At 44.3% G+C, this 21,625-nt stretch carries 18 protein-coding genes and 1 pseudogene; 14 read left to right on the top strand and 5 right to left on the bottom strand.

Going from position 1 to position 21,625, the window contains the following annotated elements; genetic code table 11:
• Positions 1–113: 113 nt before the first annotated feature.
• Positions 114–542, bottom strand: a pseudogene (locus FZ041_RS05490) (IS30 family transposase); the annotation flags it as partial.
• Complete coding sequence (locus tag FZ041_RS14955) at positions 461–709, bottom strand: helix-turn-helix domain-containing protein (protein WP_149188837.1); 249 nt, start codon at positions 707–709, stop codon at positions 461–463. The gene FZ041_RS14955 and the pseudogene FZ041_RS05490, both read right to left, overlap by 82 nt.
• Positions 710–1,207: 498 nt before the next feature.
• Between FZ041_RS14955 and FZ041_RS05480 the strand changes: the two genes are divergently transcribed.
• From FZ041_RS05480 to FZ041_RS05455, 6 genes are all read left to right on the top strand, one after another.
• Entirely contained in the window at positions 1,208–2,098 is an 891-nt protein-coding gene (locus tag FZ041_RS05480; RefSeq protein WP_149188836.1) for an AbiTii domain-containing protein, read from the top strand.
• Positions 2,099–2,180: 82 nt separating this feature from the next.
• The gene (locus tag FZ041_RS05475; RefSeq protein WP_149188835.1) at positions 2,181–3,785 is read left to right on the top strand and encodes an N-6 DNA methylase; all 1,605 of its coding nucleotides are present in this window, start codon (positions 2,181–2,183) and stop codon (positions 3,783–3,785) included.
• Positions 3,772–4,899, top strand: coding sequence for a restriction endonuclease subunit S (locus FZ041_RS05470; RefSeq protein WP_149188834.1), 1,128 nt, complete (start codon positions 3,772–3,774; stop codon positions 4,897–4,899). The genes FZ041_RS05475 and FZ041_RS05470 overlap by 14 nt, the downstream gene beginning before the upstream one ends.
• 10 nt (positions 4,900–4,909) lie before the next feature.
• Positions 4,910–8,239, top strand: a complete 3,330-nt coding sequence (locus FZ041_RS05465) for a type I restriction endonuclease subunit R (RefSeq protein ID WP_149188833.1) — start codon at positions 4,910–4,912, stop codon at positions 8,237–8,239.
• A 45-nt stretch (positions 8,240–8,284) separates the two neighbouring features.
• The gene (locus tag FZ041_RS05460; protein ID WP_187626319.1) at positions 8,285–9,196 is read left to right on the top strand and encodes an abortive infection family protein; all 912 of its coding nucleotides are present in this window, start codon (positions 8,285–8,287) and stop codon (positions 9,194–9,196) included.
• Positions 9,197–9,919, top strand: coding sequence for an HI0074 family nucleotidyltransferase substrate-binding subunit (locus FZ041_RS05455; protein WP_149188831.1), 723 nt, complete (start codon positions 9,197–9,199; stop codon positions 9,917–9,919).
• Between the two features lie 193 nt (positions 9,920–10,112).
• On the opposite strand, the gene FZ041_RS05450 is transcribed toward FZ041_RS05455, so the two are convergent.
• Positions 10,113–10,478: a helix-turn-helix domain-containing protein gene (locus tag FZ041_RS05450; protein ID WP_149188830.1), complete on the bottom strand. Its 366-nt coding sequence runs from the start codon at positions 10,476–10,478 to the stop codon at positions 10,113–10,115.
• 479 nt (positions 10,479–10,957) lie between these two features.
• Here FZ041_RS05450 and FZ041_RS05445 point away from each other — a divergent pair, with 479 nt between their 5' ends.
• The 6 genes from FZ041_RS05445 (at position 10,958) to FZ041_RS05420 (ending at position 15,699) form a co-directional block, all read left to right on the top strand.
• Entirely contained in the window at positions 10,958–11,683 is a 726-nt protein-coding gene (locus tag FZ041_RS05445; RefSeq protein WP_149188829.1) for a helix-turn-helix transcriptional regulator, read from the top strand.
• A 370-nt stretch (positions 11,684–12,053) separates the two neighbouring features.
• Complete coding sequence (locus FZ041_RS05440) at positions 12,054–12,251, top strand: hypothetical protein (RefSeq protein WP_149188828.1); 198 nt, start codon at positions 12,054–12,056, stop codon at positions 12,249–12,251.
• Positions 12,252–12,338: 87 nt separating this feature from the next.
• Positions 12,339–12,935 (top strand): type II toxin-antitoxin system HicB family antitoxin, encoded by a 597-nt coding sequence (locus FZ041_RS05435; protein WP_149188827.1) that lies wholly within the window; start codon positions 12,339–12,341, stop codon positions 12,933–12,935.
• A 273-nt stretch (positions 12,936–13,208) separates the two neighbouring features.
• Positions 13,209–13,787 carry a nucleotidyltransferase family protein gene (locus FZ041_RS05430; RefSeq protein ID WP_033170033.1) on the top strand — a complete coding sequence of 193 codons (579 nt, stop codon included), beginning with the start codon at positions 13,209–13,211 and terminating at the stop codon, positions 13,785–13,787.
• Entirely contained in the window at positions 13,765–13,989 is a 225-nt protein-coding gene (locus FZ041_RS05425) for a DUF6718 family protein (RefSeq protein ID WP_149188826.1), read from the top strand. The genes FZ041_RS05430 and FZ041_RS05425 overlap by 23 nt, the downstream gene beginning before the upstream one ends.
• Before the next feature lie 228 nt (positions 13,990–14,217).
• A complete protein-coding gene (locus FZ041_RS05420) occupies positions 14,218–15,699 on the top strand; it encodes a PcfJ domain-containing protein (protein ID WP_149188825.1) in 1,482 nt (493 codons plus the stop codon).
• A gap of 313 nt (positions 15,700–16,012) precedes the next feature.
• Here the strand turns inward: FZ041_RS05420 and FZ041_RS05415 are convergent, their stop codons facing one another.
• Both FZ041_RS05415 and FZ041_RS05410 read right to left on the bottom strand, forming a co-directional pair.
• Positions 16,013–17,431 carry an alanine/glycine:cation symporter family protein gene (locus tag FZ041_RS05415; protein ID WP_149188824.1) on the bottom strand — a complete coding sequence of 473 codons (1,419 nt, stop codon included), beginning with the start codon at positions 17,429–17,431 and terminating at the stop codon, positions 16,013–16,015.
• Positions 17,432–17,671: 240 nt separating this feature from the next.
• On the bottom strand, positions 17,672–19,060 hold the full coding sequence (locus FZ041_RS05410; RefSeq protein ID WP_075444965.1) for a pyruvate carboxylase subunit B: 1,389 nt from the start codon (positions 19,058–19,060) through the stop codon (positions 17,672–17,674).
• 377 nt (positions 19,061–19,437) lie between these two features.
• On the opposite strand from FZ041_RS05410, the gene FZ041_RS05405 reads away from it, so the two are divergent.
• Positions 19,438–20,070 carry a hypothetical protein gene (locus tag FZ041_RS05405; RefSeq protein WP_149188823.1) on the top strand — a complete coding sequence of 211 codons (633 nt, stop codon included), beginning with the start codon at positions 19,438–19,440 and terminating at the stop codon, positions 20,068–20,070.
• A 125-nt stretch (positions 20,071–20,195) separates the two neighbouring features.
• On the top strand, positions 20,196–21,560 hold the full coding sequence (locus FZ041_RS05400; RefSeq protein WP_187626318.1) for a YjiH family protein: 1,365 nt from the start codon (positions 20,196–20,198) through the stop codon (positions 21,558–21,560).
• Positions 21,561–21,625 lie beyond the last annotated feature (65 nt).

Below are 21,625 nucleotides of genomic sequence, written 5' to 3'. Positions count from 1 at the left end.
CTGTCAGGCGTTACCGACAGGGCTTTTGCACCAAGAAGCAGGTCAACCATTGCCTTGCTGACTGCCTGAGCATTTTTCTTGTCAGCCTTGCCGCACATAAGGTAGCGACTTTTTCAATCGACAAGTGTTACAAGGCAGGCTTTTCCTTGCTTGCCCACAACGGTATCCGCTTCCCAGTGGCCTATTTCTGAGCGGTTTTCGGCTCCTGACGGGCGTTCTGTAATATCGTGGCTGATCTGGATTTTACCACGCTTCTCCTCAATGGAGCGCTTCTTCCTGCGCTTGCCACGGTGCCTCAACTTTTTTATGACGCTTACCGTGGAGGCTTTGGGAGCGTTCAACCATCCACTATATATCGCACGGTAGATGGTCGTGGTGCTTATTATGCACTTGCCATATTCGACTCTCAGCCGTCCGGCGATTTCTTCTGGAGACCACTGGCATTCGAGCAGTCTGTGCTTCATATGTTCCAAGAGACTGGTGTATTCCAGCCTGTTATGGGGCTTACAATACGCACGACGTGCCTGATACTGGTGTTGGCCACTACTGGCATATACTGATTGGCAACAGAGTTTCGACGAGGCTCACGGGATATAGTTCCCTTGTTGTGCCCCATACTTTCGGCTATAGCAGTTATAGAATAGTCCTTGGTCCTAAGAAATAATAGATTTTCTCTCTCATATAGTGTAAGATGTTTGTAATGACGCATAGTTCCTCCTGGAAATGGGTTGTCGCAAACACCATTATACCAGAGGCCTATGCGTTATTTTATTTTGAGTTATATACTGTTGCACTTAGATTGTAAATCCATCAGTGAAAAATGCTATCCTTTTTTGATAAAGCTATGATAGCATCGATGATTGTGAATAAGAATGTTTGTGGCTGTTGACTGCCAATTTTGACCGGTCAACAACCATTGTTGTATAATGAGGATGAAACGTTGTTGAAAAAACAGCAAGAAACAGCTGGCGGTAAATAATTTTCTGATGATGCACAATCATTCATCGTTGATAATCCGCGAAGAAGACAGGATATACAAAACAGGAATTGTCGCCTATCAAGGGGGTTATTATGGTATGGTTTGAGAAGACATGGGCTAGGCAATTGCGGTGTAGGAGATTGTAGAGGAAAAAGAAATATGATAAGGTATCTTTGGACTATTATCGATAAGTGAAACGAGATTATAAGTACGTAAGCATAAAGGGCGATGATGATGAATCTGGTATTGGATTTGCAAAAAAAGGCTCTAGATTCTAATAGCAGCATAACGGACTTGCTGAGAACTGCTTTAACTGTAGCAATAAAACTTGATATTAATGATTTTGCAGAATGGGTTAAGCATGAATTGTATGGATATTATAATGTTGATAGTAAAGATTTTCCTAAGTATAGATTGGTTTCTGGGGTTGCTAAATATTATAATCCGTATCAAGGTTGGTGTGATGTGTATTGGGCAACGCAAAAACAATACGACATGTTGAGTTGTATACCTGTTGCTGAGGGGATTTCGGAAATTGAGGAACTTTCTTTAAGTGACAATATGATTCTTAGAGATTTTCCTGTGAGTACACAACGTTATTTTGCCAAAAATAATCTTGGTTTAGTTCCACAAATTATAATGAATAAACATAATTTTATTGGCATCATAGATAATGTAAAAAATAACATTTTAAGTTGGTCTTTAGAGTTAGAGAAAAAAGGAATTTTGGGTGAGAATATGAAATTTAACGAAGATGAACACCGTGCTGCTAAAACTGTAACAATTAATAATTATATCGGACGTGTAGAACGTTCATACTTTCAGCAAGGTGAAACTAATCATATGAATGTTTCTTTTGATGGTGACGAACAAAAGACGATACTGTCATTGCTTGAAGAAATCAAAGAAATGTTATCCCAAATACATGATGCTGATATACATGATGAAATAAGTGTAGATGTTACAACGATTGAGCAACAGATGAAATCGCCTAATCCCAAAATGGGAATTGTATATGAGTTGTTAAAATCAATTCGGAATATTTTGGAAGGTACATGCGGAAGTCTGCTGGCTTCTTATCCTGCAATAGACAATGGATTTCGTGCAATATTGGGATGAAATATATTGCTGAATGAATATGATATAATGAGTATAGCTTGTAGTTGCGATGTGGCGTATGAAGAAATGATAGGAGATAAGCATGGCAAAGAAGAAAAAAGAAGAAGTACTGAATTTAGAGGCAATATTGTTCAAATGCCGTGATATTTTGCGTAAGGCACGTAATTCAGGCTCGTTTTTTGAAAAGCGTGACTTGATGTTGACATTGGTGTTTTTGCGGTTTATCGGTGAGAAGTTTGATGATGGTGTAGAGTCGCTAAAGGAAAAACTCAAAGCGCAGGGACTTGATCCAGAGTCACCAGAAATTCAAAAAGCTTTTTTCGATGATCCTTCTTTTACAGATGGAACGTATAATTTGCCGATGGAGGCTCGTTGGTCTACGATAATCAATACGCCAGCGCCAAAGCTCAATGCAGCATTGGATACTGCGCTGAAAAGCATTGCGGCTTCAAGTGACCAGCTTAAAGGCTGCTTTGTAGAAGGTACTTTTACAACTCGTAATCTTGGGTCAGTGGATATCAAGAAAATCGTAGATGAGGTTGATAAAATCAGCCACAAGAAGTTCGGTGAAGAAAAAGATTTGATTGGCCGTGTGTATGAGTACTTCCTAAAGGAATTTGCGGTTAATGCGACGAAGGAGGAAGGCGAGTATTATACGCCTCATGATGTAGTACAGCTGATTGCGGCGATGATAGAGCCTTTTGATGGGACACTTTATGATCCATGCTGTGGTTCTGGAGGAATGTTTATTCAGAGCACAGATTTAGTACGAGCAAAACAAGGAGACATTAGCCGCATTAATGTATATGGACAGGAAAAGGAGGCAGCTACTTGGCGTTTGGCAAAGATGAATCTCGCTCTTCGTGGAATTAGTCATCATTTGGGAGCAATAAATGATTCTTCCTTTACCAATGACCAGCATAAAGGTTTGTATTTTGACTATATTATGGCCAATCCACCGTTCAACTTAAAGGTATGGTGGGAAGATACGTTGTTAAAAGATGCCCGATGGACGGATTATGCGATACCTCCTGCCAGCAATGCCAACTATGCTTGGATTCTTCATATCCTTTACCATTTGAAGCCACTTACTGGTGTGGCGGGGTTCCTGCTCTCAAACGGGGCACTAGCTGACTCCGATGCCAAGGAGATTCGGCAAAAGCTGATTGATAATGATAAGGTTGAGGCCATTGTTATTTTGCCGCGAGACCTTTTTATCACCACGGATATCAGTGTCACCCTCTGGATTCTGAATCAGAATAAGCGAGGCGGGGATTATCATGGCCGGAAACTCAGAAATCGTGCAGGAGAAATTCTCTTTATGGATTTAAGAAGCTGGCGGGATAATGCTGTTAAGGGTGAGCAGAAGAAGAAAGTTATGCTGGATGGTGAGCAGATTCAGCGGGCGGCGGATATCTATCATCATTGGCAGGAAGAAGGAACGGACGGAACAGATTATGCTCATCCGGAACTATACAGGAGTGTGAAGAAATCTGAGATAGCAGCTAATGATTACAGTCTGATACTGTCTAACTATATCGAGTTTGTAGACCATGATTTGGAGATTGACTATCAGGCGGAAATGGCAAGAATTCAGACAGAAATGAAGGCTCTCTTGGAACGGGAAAAGAAAAGTCAGCAGATGTTGGCGGCAGCCTTTGAGGGGATTGGCTATGGGATTGAATAAGAAATACAGGGTGGGCGAGTTAATTCGTCAAATTGATGAACGAAACGCTAATGGTGAATATGGATTAGACAGTGTACGTGGAATTTCAACAGATAAAGTTTTTATTGAAACAAAGGCCAATATGGATGGCGTAAAGCTCGATTCTTATAAAGTGGTTCATAGAAATCATTTTGCTTATGTTTCGGATACATCACGTAGAGGGGATAAAATTGCGCTAGCATATAATGAAGGAAATAATACATTTTTAATTTCATCAATCTATACTGTATTTTGTGTTTCTCGTTTAGATGTGATTATACCGGAGTATCTTTTTATGTTTTTTAATAGATTGGAATTTGATCGTTTGGCAAGATTTAATTCTTGGGGGAGTGCAAGAGAAACTTTTTCTTGGGAAGATTTGTGCGCAATAGAGATGGAGATTCCTTCTTTAAATACACAGAAAAAAGCAGTAGATATATATCGAGCAATGAAGGATAATCTGGAAACCTATGAAAGTGCTTTGGAAGATTTGAAATTAACTTGTGATGGATTTATTGATGATTTGAAAAGAAAATATGTAAATACAAAATTGGGGAGGTATTTACATTATAGTGATAAACGCAATGAAGAAGATTTAGATTTATCACATGTAAGAGGATTGTCAATAGAAAAGAAGTTGATTCCGACTAAAGCTAATATGCAGGATGTTGGGTTGGGAAAATATAAGATATTAGAGCCTAAACAATTTGCCTATGTACCAGTAACTTCCCGCAATGGGGAGAAAATTACAATTGCATTGAATGATTCTACTGATAGATATTTGGTATCATCGGCTTATGAGGTGTTTGGTGTCGATACAGATATGCTATGTCCGGAATATTTGATGATGCTTTTTAATCGTCCAGAATTTGACCGATATGCACGGTTTCATTCCTGGGGGTCGGCACGAGAAACTTTTGATTGGGCAGAAATGTGCGATGTAAAGATACCTCTGCCAGATATAAAAATACAACGTGCTATTGCGGATATTTATAATTGCTACATAGAGCGTAAACGCATAGTTGAGGAATTTAGGGAACAACTGAAAAATATTTGCCCGTTACTCCTGCGAGGCGCTACAGAAGCTACGGATTGAGGTGTGATGAATGGCTCGATTGAAGAATTTTAACGGACGCTATTGTGAATCTGATTTTGAAAACGCTTTGATATCCCTGTTGGAAAGAGAGCAGTGGACTTATATGCCCGGCGATAAAATCCCCCGTGCGTCTATGCGCGAGGTTTTATATCTGGATGATTTGGTACAGTTCTTGTCTAAATCTAATTCAGACCTTACGATAGAGGAAGTAAGGCAGTTGACTGATACGGTCAGACTGGCAGGTGCAGAGAGTGACTTTGCCACGTTACACAAGGTCTATGGCTGGATGGTTGATGGAATTTCTTTTTCGCCTAAGAATGGTACGCCTCGAATGATACCGCTGATTGACTTTGAAAATTGGCAGGAAAACAATTTCCGTGTGGTCAACCAGTTTACTGTGGAATATACGGACAACGGACAAACGCAGAATCGCCGCCCGGATATATTGCTCTTTGTCAATGGACTGCCTGTGTGCATTATGGAACTAAAAAATCCTGCAGATGATAGAGCAACTGTTTATGATGCTTGGGAACAGATCAATATTCGCTATTGGCGGGATATTCCCCATCTTTTGCATTATGCGCCATTGGCTTGCATTTCCGATGGGGTAAAGACACGGCTTGGGACGGTGCGCACGCCTTATGAGCATTTCTATGCTTGGCGGCGGGTTAAGGATGATGACGAACTTTCTACGGCGCCTTATAATGAATTGATGGCTATGGTGCAGGGCGTTTATAGTCCGGAGCGTTTCTTGGAGATATTCCGGGATTATATTTATTTTCAGGATAGTCAGTATGATCGGGATGAGTTTGAGATTGTGTGCCGTTATCCGCAATTCTTTGCGGCACGTTTACTGAAAGCAAGTATTATCAAGTCCGTGGAATCGGGTTCAGGCAAGGGTGGTACATATTTTGGTGCTACTGGTTGTGGTAAGACCTATGCTATGGCCTTTTTGGCAAGACAGCTTGCTATGCGCTGCACGGATGTCCCCGCTATCGGTTCTCCGACCATCATTATGATTGTGGATCGTGATGATTTGCAGAAGCAAGGTTCACAGCTCTTTCTTAAAAGCTCGGAGTTTTTAGGCCTGGGAGAAGTCTGTGTCGTGCCTGACCGTAAGACTTTGCGGGAAGAACTCCGTGCCAGAGAAAGCGGCGGTTTCTTTATTTGTACCATTCAGAAATTCTGTGACCGTAAGGAGGATAAAATAGGCCTGCTTTCTGAGCGGAGTAATATTATCTGTTTTTCGGATGAGGCACATCGTACGCAGATTGAACATGCTAAGTCTATCAAGTTTAGCAAGGATGAAGAAGAAAATATGAAGGCGATGCTCTCTAAGCCTTATGCCGCTGTACTGCGTGAGGCATTGCCTCATGCAACTTTTGTAGGCTTTACAGGAACTCCTATTGCGGCTACCTATCAGACCTTTGGTGCTGAGGTTGACCGTTACACGATGGATCAGGCGGTGGCAGATGGCATCACTGTGTCGATTAAGTATCATCCGCGAATTGCCAGGGTCCTGCTCGATGAAGAAAAGGTCAAGCAGATTGAGGAATATTATAAGCATTGTGCCGATTCCGGGGCTACACCGGAAGACATTGCCGCCAGCAAGAAGGCGATGTCTTCCATGGAAATTGTTTTGGGAGAACCGTCCCGCTTAGAGCGTCTGGCTGTAGATATTCATGACCATTATGAAGTTATGTGTGCCAGCGACCCGAATCGTGTGCAGAAAGCTATGATTACTTGCGCATCACGTCCAATAGCTTTTGAGCTTTTAAAGATTTTCAAAGATAAGTATCCAGAGTGGTTCGTTCCCCGTCGGGTAACGGAGGGAACGAAAGTCTCAGAAGAGGAGTTGCGATTATTGCCAGAGGTGCCATTTATAGCCATGGTAGCCAGTGTGGGCAGTAATGATCCCGAAGAAATGTATCAATATCTTGGTGGAACGAAAAATAAGCAGCGCAATACTGACCTTGCAGAAACCTTTAAACAGGATAAATCCAATTTCCGTATCGTGATTGTAGTGGATATGTGGATTACAGGCTTTAGTGAAGATACGCTTACTTATCTCTATAATGATAAGCCGTTGCAGCAGCATCAGTTGATTCAGACCATCAGTCGAGTCAATCGCAAATATCCGGGAAAGGAATATGGCATGGTAATTGACTATATTGGTATCCGTGATGAAATGCGTAAGGCTTTGAAAGTATATGGCGGTACAGAGACTGTTGCTCCGAATGAAGATGATGTGGAGCAGGCAGTGCAGGTGTTCCGTGAGCATTTAGAGATTTTGAAGAGGATGTTTAATGGCCAGGATTTGAGTATCTTTTTGAATCCTAAAGCTGATCCAGTAGAACGTTACCAAGCGCTTTCTAAAGCAGCAGAGTATGTGTTTACCATGAATCAGACAATGGAGCTTGTCAGTGATGATGGCAAGAGCACGAGCAAAGTCAGCTTTAAGAAATATTTCCTTGCAATGGTTAAGCGTATGCGGGTGGCTTTTGATATTTGTCAGCCTTCGGGCATCCTTAACGAAGAGGAATCGGCTTTAGCGCAGTGCTTTGGAGCTATTGCGGGATTTGTTCGCAAGATGAGTGGTACTACAGAACTTGACACAGATGTGATGAATCGCAATGTTGAAAGAATGGTGCAGGAAGCCTTGAAATATAGCAAGGTGGAAAGCATTCTGGCAGAAGGTGAGAAGGAGGACATCTTTGGCCCCGAGTTCACTGCGGCCCTTGCGGAAATTAAAATGCCAGCATCGAAGCTGGAAATGTTGGTGAAGATGCTGCGTAAGGGAATTACTGACTATAAAAAGACTAATTTGGCTGCGGCTAAGAAATATCAGGAGCTTTTGGAAGAAACGATTCGTAAGTATCATGAACGGCGTAAGAAGCTGACGGAGGAAGAAGCTGGGGAGACGCAGGAACAGGCATCAGAAGCCATTATCCGTGAAGCTACTGCGCAGGCTATGAAAATCATGAAGGAAATGCAGGCAGACCGGGAAAGTTTCCGCAAGATTGACCTGACTTTTGAAGAGAAGGCCTTTTATGATGTCTTGATGCAACAGCGTGATGAGGCGAACTTTGAATACGGCGAGGACAAAGAGCAGGATGGGATTATTGTCAATGAAAAGTGCCGGGATTTGGCGAAAAAAATCAAAGAAATCATTGATATGAAGTCCAGCTTTGCCGATTGGCTCAATAATCAGAATGTCCGTGACCAGTTGAAATTTGATATAAAGATTTGTCTGGTCAAGAATGGTTACCCGCCGCAGTACAGTCCTGATGTTTTCCGCAAGGTTATGGAACAAGTGGAGAACTTTAAGGAAAACCATTAAATGATGTATCTTAGATGACTTTTTGCACGTATGGAAGTAACGACTATGCAAGCTGAATATACATTACTAAACAGAAGGACAATTATTGATATATTTATAGGCGATGAAAAGTTAGGAAAACATGTACTATCTAATGGTAATACTTTGGATATTAGTATGCCATATTTATCAGGTCCTCAAATATGCACTCTGGCGCAAGAGTTGGGATGCCCTTTAGAGTATGCTTGGAATGGTGGAGGAATGAGTAGGTGGCAGTACTTTAAGACTGTTTTAGAATATTGCATTGACCATCAAAAATGTGTACTTTTACTGACAAGATTATTTCAAAGAGGACAATTCACAAAAATACTTGAGGAGTGCACTATTGATGAAGTTGACAATGTGTATGAACTTTGCGTAAATCGTGTTCTGAAAATAATCAACGATGAATTGCGCTTGGGCGGAAATGCGTTGCAATTTGTTAACGGTAGATGTGAGTTGCATCCTATACATGAAGATGTGCCTGTTTATGTGCCCTTGATTAAAACGATAAGTTATGAAGAAATTGCTAATCTATCTGAACAAGCTATGAAATGTATAGAAAGAGGAGATTTTCAAAGTGCATTGACAAAGTCAAGGACGATATTAGAAGATACTTTTGCCTATGTTATTCGGCAAAAGGGGGAGGAGCCAGGTAATAAAGGGGATATTAAGAATCTATATATGCAAGTAAAAGATTTATACGGAATGCATGCAGATAAGGATATGGATAGGCGTATTAATGTATTGCTATCAGGATTAGAGAAAATTGTAGATGGTATTAGAGATATGCGAAATGAATATGGCGATGCACATGGTAAGGGGCTTCCTAAGCTAAAAGTAGAGCGTCATCATGCGCGATTATGTGTAAATTCGGCTACGGCAATGGCAGAATTTATTTTGTCTGTATACATGAAGGCTACGAAGAGGAATGTATAGATGTATAGCATAGAAAATAAGCATTGGCAAAGCATCTTGTCTGTTTTTAGAAAATATCGAGATGGTATAGAGTGGGTTAAATTGTTTGGTTCGCGGGCTAGAGGTGATGCTAGATTAGCATCAGATATAGATTTTGCTGTCTCGGGAAATGCTGATGTCATAACAAAATTGTCCTTGGCTTTTGAGGATAGCAAATTACCATATACTTTTGATATTATCGACTACAAGCGGCAAAGCAATGACAAATTAAGGCAAGCTGTTGACCAAGAAGGAAAAATGGTCTTTAGCAGCGCAAAGGGGAAAATACTTATGACAAAATTACAGATAGAAATGAAGCAGGCAGATTATCATCGTGCGTTGGAGAGATTGCAGTCTGCTTTGCAGAAGGAGCCAGATGCTGATGATATGTACCTAGATGCTACGATTCAGCGCTTCGAGTTCTGTTTTGAGTTGGCTTGGAAATTGATGAAATGCGTTCTTGACTACGAGGGAATTGAAGTCAGCAGCCCACGCTCCAGCATCCGTGAAGGGTGGAAGCAGGGAATGATAGCTGATGCGGAAACATGGCTGGATATGCAGGAAAAGCGGAATTTATCGACGCATACCTATAATCAGTCCACAGCGTTGGCGGTATATCGGTTGATAAAAGAGAAGTATATAGACTTACTGCTGGTCTGGGATAAGGAGGTTCAGCGAAGATTGGAATCTGACATGTCAATTTGACAAGTCAAATGTCAACAGCCTCGCCGATTCCAGTAGAAGGCATGGCCAAGAATGGAGCAACTAAATCATTAAATGTTTCGATTGATCAAGAAGACGATCCAGTTTAAGCGCTGGATTATGTAGCAATAAAAAGAAATAAATAAAAAAGCTTCATGCTGATTGACAAGAACTGTCATTCGCATGAAGCTTTTTGTTATTCTTTTTTCGATAGAGCAACGATGGCATCTATGATATCCTTCGATTTTTCATCTAATCGTGGGTACTCGGCAATCAGAGAATCCAGACGGCTATCATTATATGCTGCTTGGATGTTTGGAATACGTAATTGATCTGTGTTCAGTGCCTTTGAGGTGGTGATATAGGCGTTGGAAATGAAGAAAGCAATGTCAGTGGCGAGGGCTGTGGCCAAATGCTGCAAATCTTCAGCGGCAATGCCGGTGGTATAGCCGCGTTCCCAATTGGAAATCACCTGCGAAGATTTATGGATGCGTTGCCCCAGCTCTGTTTGTGTCAGCCCCAGTTCCTTGCGCCGAGCTTTGATTCTGCTACCAATGGACATAGTTTGTATCACCTCTAAAGGTTATTATACAGAATATCTAATGCAATAAGTTAAAACTAACGAAATAATAGAAAACAAAAATAAAATAGCGGATTCCGTTACAAAGTGATATAATATAGAAAAATATCATGTCATTTTGACATAGTGTTAGAGAAAATGAGAGCTGGTAAAACGACATGGGGTGTCGCAGCGATATTATATGATTAAGGTAAGCTAATAGAGAAGGGCGGTGTGAGCGAGTGAAGCCGACACTTAGGATTGTCCATCTGTTTTGCCGGCTGCTGCAACGAGAGCGGCTGAATCGGGAAAATGTCATCGAGGAGTACAAGATCAACAGCCGTACTTTTGACCGCGATATCAGCGATATTCGCTATGTCCTGTCGGAGTGGCATGAGTGCGATGAACTTATTTATGACCGTAACGACAAATGTTACTATCTGTCCAGAGGTGGTCGGCATGATTTTACTGGCAGGGATGTAATGGCTCTTCTGAAAGTCTTATTGGGAAGCCGTGCTTTATGCCGTGATGAGATGATGGGGATGGTATATGCCATCCGCGCACTGCTGCCATACGAGGATAGGAAAGCCCTTTACTATGCGATAGAGGACGAACTTAAACATTATATTCCACCGCTGCATGGCAAAGCCATACTGGAAGTTCAGTGGAACATCAATAAGTCTATCATAAATAGACGGAAAATACAGATTATATATAAAAAAGCAGGTGGAAAGCGAATCAAGCGAGATGTATTGCCTGTGAATATCGTATTCGCAGAGTTCTACTTTTATCTGGTGGCATTTCGCGATGAATCTGAGTATGAGTATCCGGTATTTTTCCGCCTGGATCGTATCGAGTCCGTCAAGGTGCTGGGCAAAGTGGGAGAAAATCCGCTGTATACGAACTTCCGCTATAGTGATATGTGCCCAGCCGTGCAATTCATGTATGCAGGAGAGCTCTTTGAAATTAAGTTGCGATGCCGAAAATCGGCACTGGAAGCTGTGTTGGACAGAGTGCCGGAGTATGAAATCATACGGGAAAAAGATGACAGCGTCCTGGTAACAGTGACGGCATTTGGCGAAGGTTTTATCCGTTGGGCAGCTATGCAGGGCGAAAATGTAGAAATCCTTGCCCCGCAGGAATTGAGGAAACGGATGGGGCAGTGGTTTGCGAAAGCGGCCGAAGTATATATGCAAGAGGTAAAATGAAATTTAAGTTGTAGGTTTATATAATAAATTACTGAATGTTTAAAATAATAAAATAAAATATTGCTATGGATATAAGAAGTCTTGATTTCCTGATGATTGATTATTTGATAGAAAATTGGAGATGTATTACGTAAAAAGAAATGTGGATATATTATTCAACAAACAAGCAGATAAGGGGGGGGACAGCGGCAGATGTTAAGAATGGGGAGATTCATGTTAACAAAAAGGTTTGAATGATATTGTACCTATGACAATTATGCACATAAAAATCATGCACATAAAATATATATATTGACATTATGCGCATGGTTATGATACTCTATAAGAGAAGATGTTAGGGAATGAAGTGTTATATTAGGAGGGATTAGCAATGTCCGATATTGATCACGTTTTTGATCTTGTGCCAGAAGCTGCAAAGTTTTTTTTTGAATTGGCAGCAGAGCATCCAAAAGAAGCACTTGCGCTAGGAGGTACAATAATAGCAACAACCTATGCTTACGGGCATAAGCTAGGAAAAGCAGAAGGAATAGCAGAAGTATATCAGAAAGAGGCAACCAAACAAACTTGAAAAGTAATCCTTTGCCCCCATTGATAGATTGGGGGCAAAGGATATACACGTATACATGGAAAAATTAGAGTATTAAGGAGAGGGAAGATGCTAAGTACATATCCTGCGGTTTTTTTTAAGAAAAAGAGCGGAGCATATTCTGTTGAATTTCCAGATCTGAATTATATATCTATAGATGGTAAGGATTTAAAAGAAGTATCTGAAAAGGCAGTGGATTGCCTTGCTAGACATTTGTATATGCTGAAAATGAGCGGGGAAAATATACCTTATCCAACTACAGTGGATAGAATAGAATCTGAAAATAAATATAGAGATGAGTATGATTTTGTAAACATTCAGTATGTTTCTGTGGATGTAGAGGCATATGCAGAAGCAAATTTTAATAAAAAAGTGAGGAAATCTGTATCTATTCCAGCATGGGTTGATGAAGAAGCAAAAGATTTAGGAATTAATTTTTCCGAAGTGCTCGATTTGGCACTTAAAAGTGTAATTAAAGGTGTCGCTCAATCAAAAGATAACTCACTATGTAACGATGAAAAAAAAATTGCTGCATCTACAATCGCTGAAGGCGTTGCAAATGTAGCGGGCGCAGCAGTTGCAGCTGCAGTTGCAAGTAAAATACCTATATTAGGCGCGGTGGCCTGTGTTCTGCCATCCATGATAATAAAGAATTCTAAAAAATGATAAAATATAAAACCTAGATAAGGGGATTATGCTCAAAAGAAGACAGCATACGGGCTACTTTTTGTCCGCAGCCCTTTATTTATTCTTTGAGTTGGTTTAACTTAGCCAACTCTATCTTTTCATGTCCAAAATCATTGTCCTTCCTATATATACATCTACACTATCCCCATACTAAATAGCGAGGAGCCATAAAACAGGAAGTTACTTGTAAGGTTATTCGTTTATTGCGGTGGGGCTACTTTCTTTGTTATAATACAGGCAAGGAGGTAGAGTATGGATATATCGGTATTGTTTTATACAACACATTTGAGTAAAAGTCTGAAGAATTCGCTGCATAAATTTGATAAGGAAGAGTTGATGGCCGACATAAGCCTAGCTAGAGATTTTTACGATGAAGCACTTGAAACTGCAGAATTCCCGTATGATTACCGAATTAAGTCCTTGGAGTCTTGCCGCATCAAGTATGACAGATACTATCCTAACTATGCCGTTGAACGTACATATAATGATTTGTTCGGAGCGAGGTTAATCGTAGAAGATTATTCGCAGGCTTATGAGATTGCGAATATGAAGCCAGTCAGGGAATCCAATATGATAGCTGGTAAGAAGATGGACGATGGATATCGCGGCTTACACTTATATTATCAGCCGGATCATTCTGTATATCCGATTGAATTTCAGTTCAATACAGCGTATGATCGGCGATTGAATGATTGGTTACATAGCTATTTATACAAGAAAGGCTATGCACCCGATGTTGGTGGACGTTTACGAAAAATATATGAATCTGGTTGCATTCAATCAGAAGAAGATTTTAGGAGGGAGCTTAATGTGTTACTTGGTGGTGAATAATTTTGGTGAGCGTGGCAGTATTGCTGTCCAAATGCAACATGGCCCTCGGCTTAGATCGCTGACGCACTATATTGAAGAGGTAAGAAAAGGTAAAGGAAGTCAAATTATAACCTTGAGCAATCCTGATGCGTATAAAGAGTATGCTCCTTATGATATATGCTCTGATGAAGCAGAATTTGTGCAAAAGGTTCTGGCAATGTAAGGTAAATAGGATGTATTATTAGACAAGGGAATACATAAGATATAGTTCGCTATATATAGAAAACAGCCGATTCTGTGATAGAATCGGTTTTTTGTAAAAAATTTGATGAATGATCAAACGACATGAGATGTCGTAGTGATACGGTATCATCAGGATAAAAAGATGGCACATGCTAAAAATAGGGCAGAGTGTTTACTGGGAGTTTAAGAGGGAGGCTGGGGAGATTTAATGGACGATAAGAAAAGGTGTTTTTATTACAATGCCATCGAAGATGATTGGCAGGAGGAGCCATGTTTGCCGGGCAGTTTTGAAGATCGTTTGAAGGAACTACGGATAGATGACCAGCGATTTTCTTACATTTATTTGCCTTTGCGCTGGAGTGTGGAGATGCTTCCTGATAGAACGGTGGAGCTTGTTTTGCATAGCCAGCGTGTGACTTTGGAAGACAATGTGATTACGGAGGTCACGGATAAGGAATGGACGATCGTATGCGATATTGACCATGGCAGTGTACAGGGCTGGCCTGTATCTATTGTAGAAAATACGGTAAGAAACTGGCGCAATGGGTATGTTTGCGGAGGTAATATCACGTTTCCGGAATTGTTAGCCGCAAAATATGTGGATATCCCCGCGATGGTTATCGATATAGCCATTGGATATTTGCAGGAGATTGCTGAGGGGAAATATGGATTTCGTCCCAGTTATTTAGGAGAGGCGCATGGCTTGCTGCATTTGTTTGCTTATTGTGAATGCACGTTAGATCCTTCGCTTTATTTGTTGAAAGATGTTTTGGGACAGGCTGCTTATGAGGTGATAAAGGAACAAGGCGGCTTTGATGTTTATCGGGAATTGTGCAGATTTTTGTCCATAGAAAATCCGCCGCCTAGTCTGCGCAAGGCCTATGTGAGAAATCCCGAAAGCATATTGGTATATGTTTTCCTTCGGCAATGCGGCTTTACGGATATCAATATCATCCGGCGGTTTTTCTATCGGGAAGAGATTTTTGGTTATCGGCTGCTGGATATGCGCTACGATACTATCACAGAGGTGCTGAGTTTTAGTGGGGCGGGAGCCTATGAAATACGCGGTTTTCAGCGCTTTTGCCGCTGGCTGTTGCGCCATCGTTCGGAAAAAGCCATTGCCCCGCGTGTGCTTAGGTGGTGTAATGACAACCTTAGCTATGCTGCAATGGATACGCTGAGAATGTTCATCGAAGCCGGGCTGGAATACCATGAAGATTTGATCAATCGGGCTGTTTATCGCCGTCTGCTCAATGAAGGGCTTACCCAGGAAGTCCATGATGCACTGGTCGATGAATTGTTTGCCGAGCATCCGGAGATAGTAAATCGTTATAGAGATGCTGGGACGCCTTTTGAACGTAAAAATGCGGTATATGAATATAAGGACAAGGAATTGGCCTTGGAAACAGAACTCGGTGAATATACATTCCGGTTGCCCAAGGATACAAATGAATTACGTAAATGGGGCAATGTATTTCATAATTGTGTCGCCAGCTATGATTCAGCGGTTATATCCAGATGGTCTTTAATCGTCGCGATGAAAAAACAGGAAAAATACGTTGCTTGCATAGAGGTAAAACAAGGCCGGATTACGCAGGCATTGGGCCATTGCAATCAAAGATTGCCAGCAGATTATTGTACAGTGATTGCAGAATGGGCAAAAGGAAATAAGATTTACTACAGACGGTGATCGAGTGAAAATGAGCCTGCATCCATTGATAGGCATATCTGCTGTGCCGCAAATATCAAGTGGGGAAAGGAGATAGTGTGTATATTGACAAGTCAAAACCTGACTTGTCAATTGGACAAAACTGACATTTGACTTGTCAAATCTGCTCGCTTTTTAGGTGAAGGGGGGAGCGTGTTCGATAATTTTGTGATAATCGACGCAAAATAAGCTGGAAAAATGTGATTTTCAGGCACTGTATGCGAAGAATTTTGTGATGGACAGAAAAAGGCCGGGCTATCGATGCGGATAGTCCGGCCTTTTTGTTTATGCGTATTTATTTTTTATCGATGCCCCAGGCATGGATGCCGGTTTCGTCGCCGAGGATGGCCGGATCAAATACCGGCTCTTTGACGCCGCGGCGCTTCTGGTCGAGGTAGTCAGTCAGTGCGATGCGGACGCGTTTGCTGAGGCGGGCAATCGCGTAGAGGTTGGTCAGGCACAAAAAGCCCATGAAGAGGTCGGCCAGATTCCAGACCAGCGAGAGTTCTGCGATGCTGCCGAAGAATACCATGGCGACGCAGAGGAGGCGGAAAACGTTCAGGGACGTCTTGGATTTCTTCTCGAAGAAGGCGATGTTGATTTCGCCATAGTAGTAGTTGCCGCAGATGGAGCTGAAGGCAAACATCATGATCATGATGGAGACGCAAATCGGTGCCAGGGTGCCGAAGAGGCTGGCAAGCGATGCCTGCGCGAGCGCGGCACCGGTTACTTCGCCACCGATGACATACTGGCCCGAGAGCAGGATGATGAAAGCGGAAGCGGAGCAGACGAGCCAGGTATCGACATAGACGCCGAAGGCCTGGACAAGGCCCTGCTTGACTGGATGCGTAACGTCAGCCGTAGCGGCGGCATTCGGCACGGAGCCTTCGCCGGCCTCGTTGGAGAACAGGCCGCGCTTGACGCCTGTGAGGATGGCCGAGCCGAGACCACCGCCGACTGCAGCCTGTGGGGAGAAGGCATCGTGGACAATCAGGGCAAACATGCCCGGGACTTTATCGAGGTTGAAGAGGATAACGGCAATGGCCGTCAGGATGTAGAGACCGGCCATGATGGGAACCAGGAACTCCGTGAATTTGGCGATGCGGGTCATGCCGCCGAAGATGACAAGTGCCGTGAGGACACAGAGAACGACGGCCGTGCCGAGCTGCGGGATGCCGAAGGCATTCTGCACGGACAGTGCGATGGTGTTGGATTGTACGGAGTTATAGATAAGACCGTAGGTAACGGCGATGAGGATAGCGAAGAGCTTAGCGACGCCAGGCTGCTTGAGGGCATTCTGGATGTAGTAAGCCGGGCCGCCATGGAAAGCATTGTTGCCGCGTGGCAGCTTGTAGATCTGGGCCAGCGTGCTCTCGACGAAGCCGGTAGCGCAGCCGATGAAGGCGATAACCCACATCCAGAAGACAGCACCCGGGCCGCCGGTAACGATTGCGATAGCCACACCGGCAATGTTGCCGACACCGACACGGGAGGCAGTCGAGACGCAGAATGCCTGGAAGGAGCTGATGGATTTGCCCGTTGTCTTTTCGCCGATGCCATCCGTCAGCAGGCGGATCATTTCCGGCAGCAGGCGCAGCTGGACAAATTTTGTCGACAGCGTGAACCAAAGGCCGCAGCCGACAAGGACAGCAATGAGGACATAGGACCAAAGGACATTATTGACCTCATTGACGACAGTGTTTAATAAATCCATGAATATACCTCTTTTCCAATAAAATAAGCCTTTTGTTCCTACCACAAAGAGAGCACACGTCACACATGTACCGGATAGTTGCAAAAGGCGTCGTTGCCCTAAAGATATAATAAAAATTACATATCTATTATAGCGTTTTGGATTAGTAGCTGTCAAGTTTGTGTTAGTTTGTATACCAAAACAGCTCCGCAGGATTGTGCGGAGCTGTTGACTTATGAGATAACAGGAGAGTTCGTGTTATCAAGCTTTTTTGTAAGCCGTGATCTTCTGGTAATGGTTCTGGAAGAACTCCTCGGCAACCTGCGGGAACAGGGCATAGGAGAGAACATCCTCTTCGGACGGATTCAGATAGCCTTTCTCCTTGAGCTCGGCTTCGAACTCAGCGAAGGTCTTGGCTTTAGCGTCCTCGATCGAGCAATCCTCGATGATGTCTTCTGGTGCGATGCCCAGCGTCTTCGTGAGGAAGTCGCGATCGATAGCGACCGGCGTACGGCCAAATTTACCACGGGCGAGGTCTTTGAATTCTTTCGGAACCATCTTATAGCGCTCACCGCTCATGACGTTGAACGTAGCCATCGTGCCGACAATCTGAGAGGACGGCGTGACGAGCGGCGGGTAGCCGAGGTCTTTGCGGACGCGCGGCATCTCATCGAGCAGATCCTGGTATTTGTCTTCCATGCCGGCTTCTTTGAGCTGGTTGGCGAGGTTCGAGAGCATGCCGCCCGGAATCTGGAAGTCGAGGACGTTCGGGTTGATATCGAAATAGCCTTTGAGGTTGAATTCGTTGATGATGCGTTTCTTGACACTGAGGAAGTGCTTGGAAATCGGCGTGAGTTTCTGGACGTCGATGCCCGTATCGTATTCCGTGCCTTCAAGTGCGCGGACCATCGTTTCCGTGCATGGCTGGGACGTGTCCGAGGAGAACGGAGCAAGGGCCGTATCGATGATGTCGACACCGGCTTCGATGGCTTTGAGGTAGGTTGCATGGCCGAAACCGGACGTGCAGTGCGTGTGGAGCTCGACCGGGATGTCAAGCGCAGCCTTGAGCTTCTTGACGAGGTCTTCGGCTACATACGGCTTGAGCAGGCCGGACATATCTTTGATGCAGACGGAGTGGCAGCCCATATCCTGCAGCTCTTTAGCCAGCTCGACGAATTTTTCGTTCGTATGGACCGGGCTGATGGTATAGACGAGACAGCCCTGGACTTCCGGCTTCTCGGGGCAGTTGAGCGCTGCATTGATGGCAACTTTGAGGTTGCGGACGTCGTTTAAGGCATCGAAGATGCGGAATACGCCGACACCGTGCTGGGATGCCTTCTGAACGAATTTTTCTACGACATCGTTGGAGTAGTGATTATAGCCCAGGAGATTCTGGCCGCGCAGCAGCATCTGGATCGGGGTGTTGAGATTGGCCTTCAAGGTGTCGAGCCGCTCCCAAGGATCTTCGCCGAGGAAACGCAGGCAGGTATCGAACGTTGCACCGCCCCAGGCTTCGAGTGCCTTGTAACCTACCGCGTCAAGGGCCTCAAGCTGTGGGAGCATATCTTCAATACGCATGCGCGTTGCGCACAGGGACTGATGACCGTCACGCAGGACCGTCTCCATAATCTGAACTGGTTTCTTTGCCATAATCAACACTCTCCTCTGAATTATTGATACATAACTATCGATTATCGATGTTATGGTATCGAAAGGCCTGGTTTTTGTTTTTGTATTGCAGATGAAGCCTTGATAGCATTGGCTTGCAAGACTGTCTGCACATTTAACATCACAAGAATAGTATAGGTACTAAAAAGTTCTTTGTCAATGGAAAATGTGATTCTTTTCTCAAACTATAACTAATTTGAATTATAGTCTTGGTTTATCGTGCAATAGTTTATTTTAAGGTTCGTTTTTGCGGTTCGGAAGGGCTGCGGATTCTTTGCTGGACAAAACGGGCAAATCTGCGGTACTATGTTACGTAGATTGCATTTATATAATATTAAAGTGGATAGGAAGACGGATTGATGGATGATCGTGTATCAAAACTGCATATGATGGTTGTGGTTCTGCTGGTGATGGCAGTGATTGGCGCAGTGGGATTTTTCAGCGTGGTGGAATATTCCAAGCAGCAGCTTCTGGCTGACAGCCTTGCGAAGGGCAAGGCCATGCTGGCGGAGCAGGATTACCAGTCGGCCCGTGTGTATCTGTCTATGTTTGAAGAAAAGGGAAAGACGGAGCTCGGGTATAATCTCTATGGTTTTACGGCGGCGATGCTTGCCTACCGGACGTATCTGGGAACTGGCGACATCAATCAGCTGCAAGTGGCCAGTGATTATCTTGCACAGATCAATATGGGGAATCTGGCGGGCTATGCGGGCAAGGCGCAGGAGCTGAAAGCGAAGGTCGATGACTGCCTGGCCTCCTATCAGGAGCAGGTGGAGGCACAGCAGCAGGCTGAGGCCGCAGCGGCAGCGGCTGAGGAAGAGAAAAAGGCACCCAAAGCCGAGGCCAGAACGGAAAAGGCAGCCCGCGCGGCAGAGGAGAAGACTGCAGCATCAAAAGAAGCGGCGGCAAAGCCAAAAGCGGCGCCAGCGCCGAAAGCAGCTGCGGCACCACCGCCGAAGGCAGCGGCGCCAGCTGGCAAGGACAAAAAATAACGAAAACAGATAGAAGGAAAACAGTGCTTGCAGGAGCACTGTTTTTTATATTTATGCAGAAATGCTTGCATTTTTTTGCAAATAAGGTATGATAGATAAGTATGATTCAAGAAAGAAGGAAGCGAATGGAACGGACAACGGAATTCGGGGCAGAAATAAGTAAAGGGTATTCCTGGAAGACAAAGCTGAAATTCCTGCTTTGCTCAGGCTTTGGCTGCTTTATGTTTCTGTTTCCTCTCAACAACTCAGACAGTGATTTCAACACGGTGCTCAGCGTATTGACTGAGATGCTGGATAAGGCCGTGCAGGCAAATCTGCCCTGGCTGCTTACTGTAATCGTGATGATTTCGGCGCTCGGGGCGCTGATGGGGCTGTTTTGGCGGCCGGCGGCAATCCGCAAGATAGACTGGCTGGCCGATTTGCTGTTCGTGTCGCGGCCTTATGCCGTGACGCGTTTGGTCGCCCTGTTTGTCACGCTTTGCGTGGCTTTGGGGGCAGGCCCGGAAATCGTGCGCAGTGATGATGTGGGCGGCAGCATGGTGTCGCTGTCACAGACCTTGATTGCGATTGCGGTAACGCTGAGCTTTGTTTTGCCGTTCTTGACCGATTGCGGCATCATGGAGTTTACAGGCATATTATTGAAACCTCTGATCCGTCCCTTGTTCCGCGTGCCGGGGCGGGCATCGGTGGACCTCATTGCCTCATGGCTGGCCTCTTCGAATACGGCTGTGTTGATTACGGGGAACCAGTATCAGAGTGGTTTTTACAGCAAGCGCGAAGCGGCGTCGATCATGACGAATTTCTCGCTCGTATCGATACCTTTTTGCATGGTCGTGGCAGAGACCTTGCATGTGACGCAGCATTTCCTGCTGCTCTATGCATCGGTCACGGCGATTGGCCTCTTGCTGGCTGCTATTGGCGTGCGTATCCGGCCGCTGTCAGCTATTCCTGACAGTTATTGCGGGGAGAAGAAAATCAACGAAGAAGTGCCGCCCGATGTTTCGCTTTTGCGCTGGGCCTGGGCGGCAGCGCTGAATCGTGCCGAGAGATTCAATCTGCGCGTGGCACTCGATGCAGCCGTCAAGATGACAATCGGAATCATCCTGGATCTTATCCCGATTGTCATTGCCTGGGGCACGATCGGTACCTTGCTGGTCAATGAAACGGCCATCATGCAGTGGATTTCCTATCCGATGGGCCTGTATCTGAGTCTTTTTGGTGTCGAGGGCGCTTTCCAGATTGCGCCGGCGACGCTGGTGGGCTTTATCGATATGTTCATCCCGGCTTTGATTACGAGCCAGGATTTGCCAGCTGCTACGCGCTTCCTCGTTGCCGGTTTGTCGCTCGTGCAGATCATCTATCTGACCGAGGTCGGCAGCATTATCGTCAAATCCGGCGTCGGACTGGATTTCAAGCGCCTGTTTATCATCTTCTTGGAGCGCACGATCATTGCCATTCCGCTGCTGGTGCTGGTATCGCATTTGCTTTGACCGGTCAATGGGGCTGGCTGTGAGAATTTGACATGTCAAAAACGCTGTGTACAAAGTGCACGGCG

Source organism: Pseudoselenomonas caprae (assembly GCF_008271345.1).
GTDB lineage: Bacteria > Bacillota > Negativicutes > Selenomonadales > Selenomonadaceae > Selenomonas_A > Selenomonas_A caprae.
This window is presented reverse-complemented; position numbering and strand designations above follow the sequence as displayed.

What these genes read in the sequence shown, in the direction of transcription:
- FZ041_RS14955 (WP_149188837.1), bottom strand. Translation starts at nt 709, where the DNA reads ATGCGTCATTACAAACATCTTACACTATATGAGAGAGAAAATCTATTA.
- FZ041_RS05480 (WP_149188836.1), top strand. Translation starts at nt 1,208, where the DNA reads ATGATGATGAATCTGGTATTGGATTTGCAAAAAAAGGCTCTAGATTCT.
- FZ041_RS05475 (WP_149188835.1), top strand. Translation starts at nt 2,181, where the DNA reads ATGGCAAAGAAGAAAAAAGAAGAAGTACTGAATTTAGAGGCAATATTG.
- FZ041_RS05470 (WP_149188834.1), top strand. Translation starts at nt 3,772, where the DNA reads ATGGGATTGAATAAGAAATACAGGGTGGGCGAGTTAATTCGTCAAATT.
- FZ041_RS05465 (WP_149188833.1), top strand. Translation starts at nt 4,910, where the DNA reads ATGGCTCGATTGAAGAATTTTAACGGACGCTATTGTGAATCTGATTTT.
- FZ041_RS05460 (WP_187626319.1), top strand. Translation starts at nt 8,285, where the DNA reads ATGCAAGCTGAATATACATTACTAAACAGAAGGACAATTATTGATATA.
- FZ041_RS05455 (WP_149188831.1), top strand. Translation starts at nt 9,197, where the DNA reads ATGTATAGCATAGAAAATAAGCATTGGCAAAGCATCTTGTCTGTTTTT.
- FZ041_RS05450 (WP_149188830.1), bottom strand. Translation starts at nt 10,478, where the DNA reads ATGTCCATTGGTAGCAGAATCAAAGCTCGGCGCAAGGAACTGGGGCTG.
- FZ041_RS05445 (WP_149188829.1), top strand. Translation starts at nt 10,958, where the DNA reads ATGGCTCTTCTGAAAGTCTTATTGGGAAGCCGTGCTTTATGCCGTGAT.
- FZ041_RS05440 (WP_149188828.1), top strand. Translation starts at nt 12,054, where the DNA reads ATGTCCGATATTGATCACGTTTTTGATCTTGTGCCAGAAGCTGCAAAG.
- FZ041_RS05435 (WP_149188827.1), top strand. Translation starts at nt 12,339, where the DNA reads ATGCTAAGTACATATCCTGCGGTTTTTTTTAAGAAAAAGAGCGGAGCA.
- FZ041_RS05430 (WP_033170033.1), top strand. Translation starts at nt 13,209, where the DNA reads ATGGATATATCGGTATTGTTTTATACAACACATTTGAGTAAAAGTCTG.
- FZ041_RS05425 (WP_149188826.1), top strand. Translation starts at nt 13,765, where the DNA reads ATGTGTTACTTGGTGGTGAATAATTTTGGTGAGCGTGGCAGTATTGCT.
- FZ041_RS05420 (WP_149188825.1), top strand. Translation starts at nt 14,218, where the DNA reads ATGGACGATAAGAAAAGGTGTTTTTATTACAATGCCATCGAAGATGAT.
- FZ041_RS05415 (WP_149188824.1), bottom strand. Translation starts at nt 17,431, where the DNA reads ATGGATTTATTAAACACTGTCGTCAATGAGGTCAATAATGTCCTTTGG.
- FZ041_RS05410 (WP_075444965.1), bottom strand. Translation starts at nt 19,060, where the DNA reads ATGGCAAAGAAACCAGTTCAGATTATGGAGACGGTCCTGCGTGACGGT.
- FZ041_RS05405 (WP_149188823.1), top strand. Translation starts at nt 19,438, where the DNA reads ATGGATGATCGTGTATCAAAACTGCATATGATGGTTGTGGTTCTGCTG.
- FZ041_RS05400 (WP_187626318.1), top strand. Translation starts at nt 20,196, where the DNA reads ATGGAACGGACAACGGAATTCGGGGCAGAAATAAGTAAAGGGTATTCC.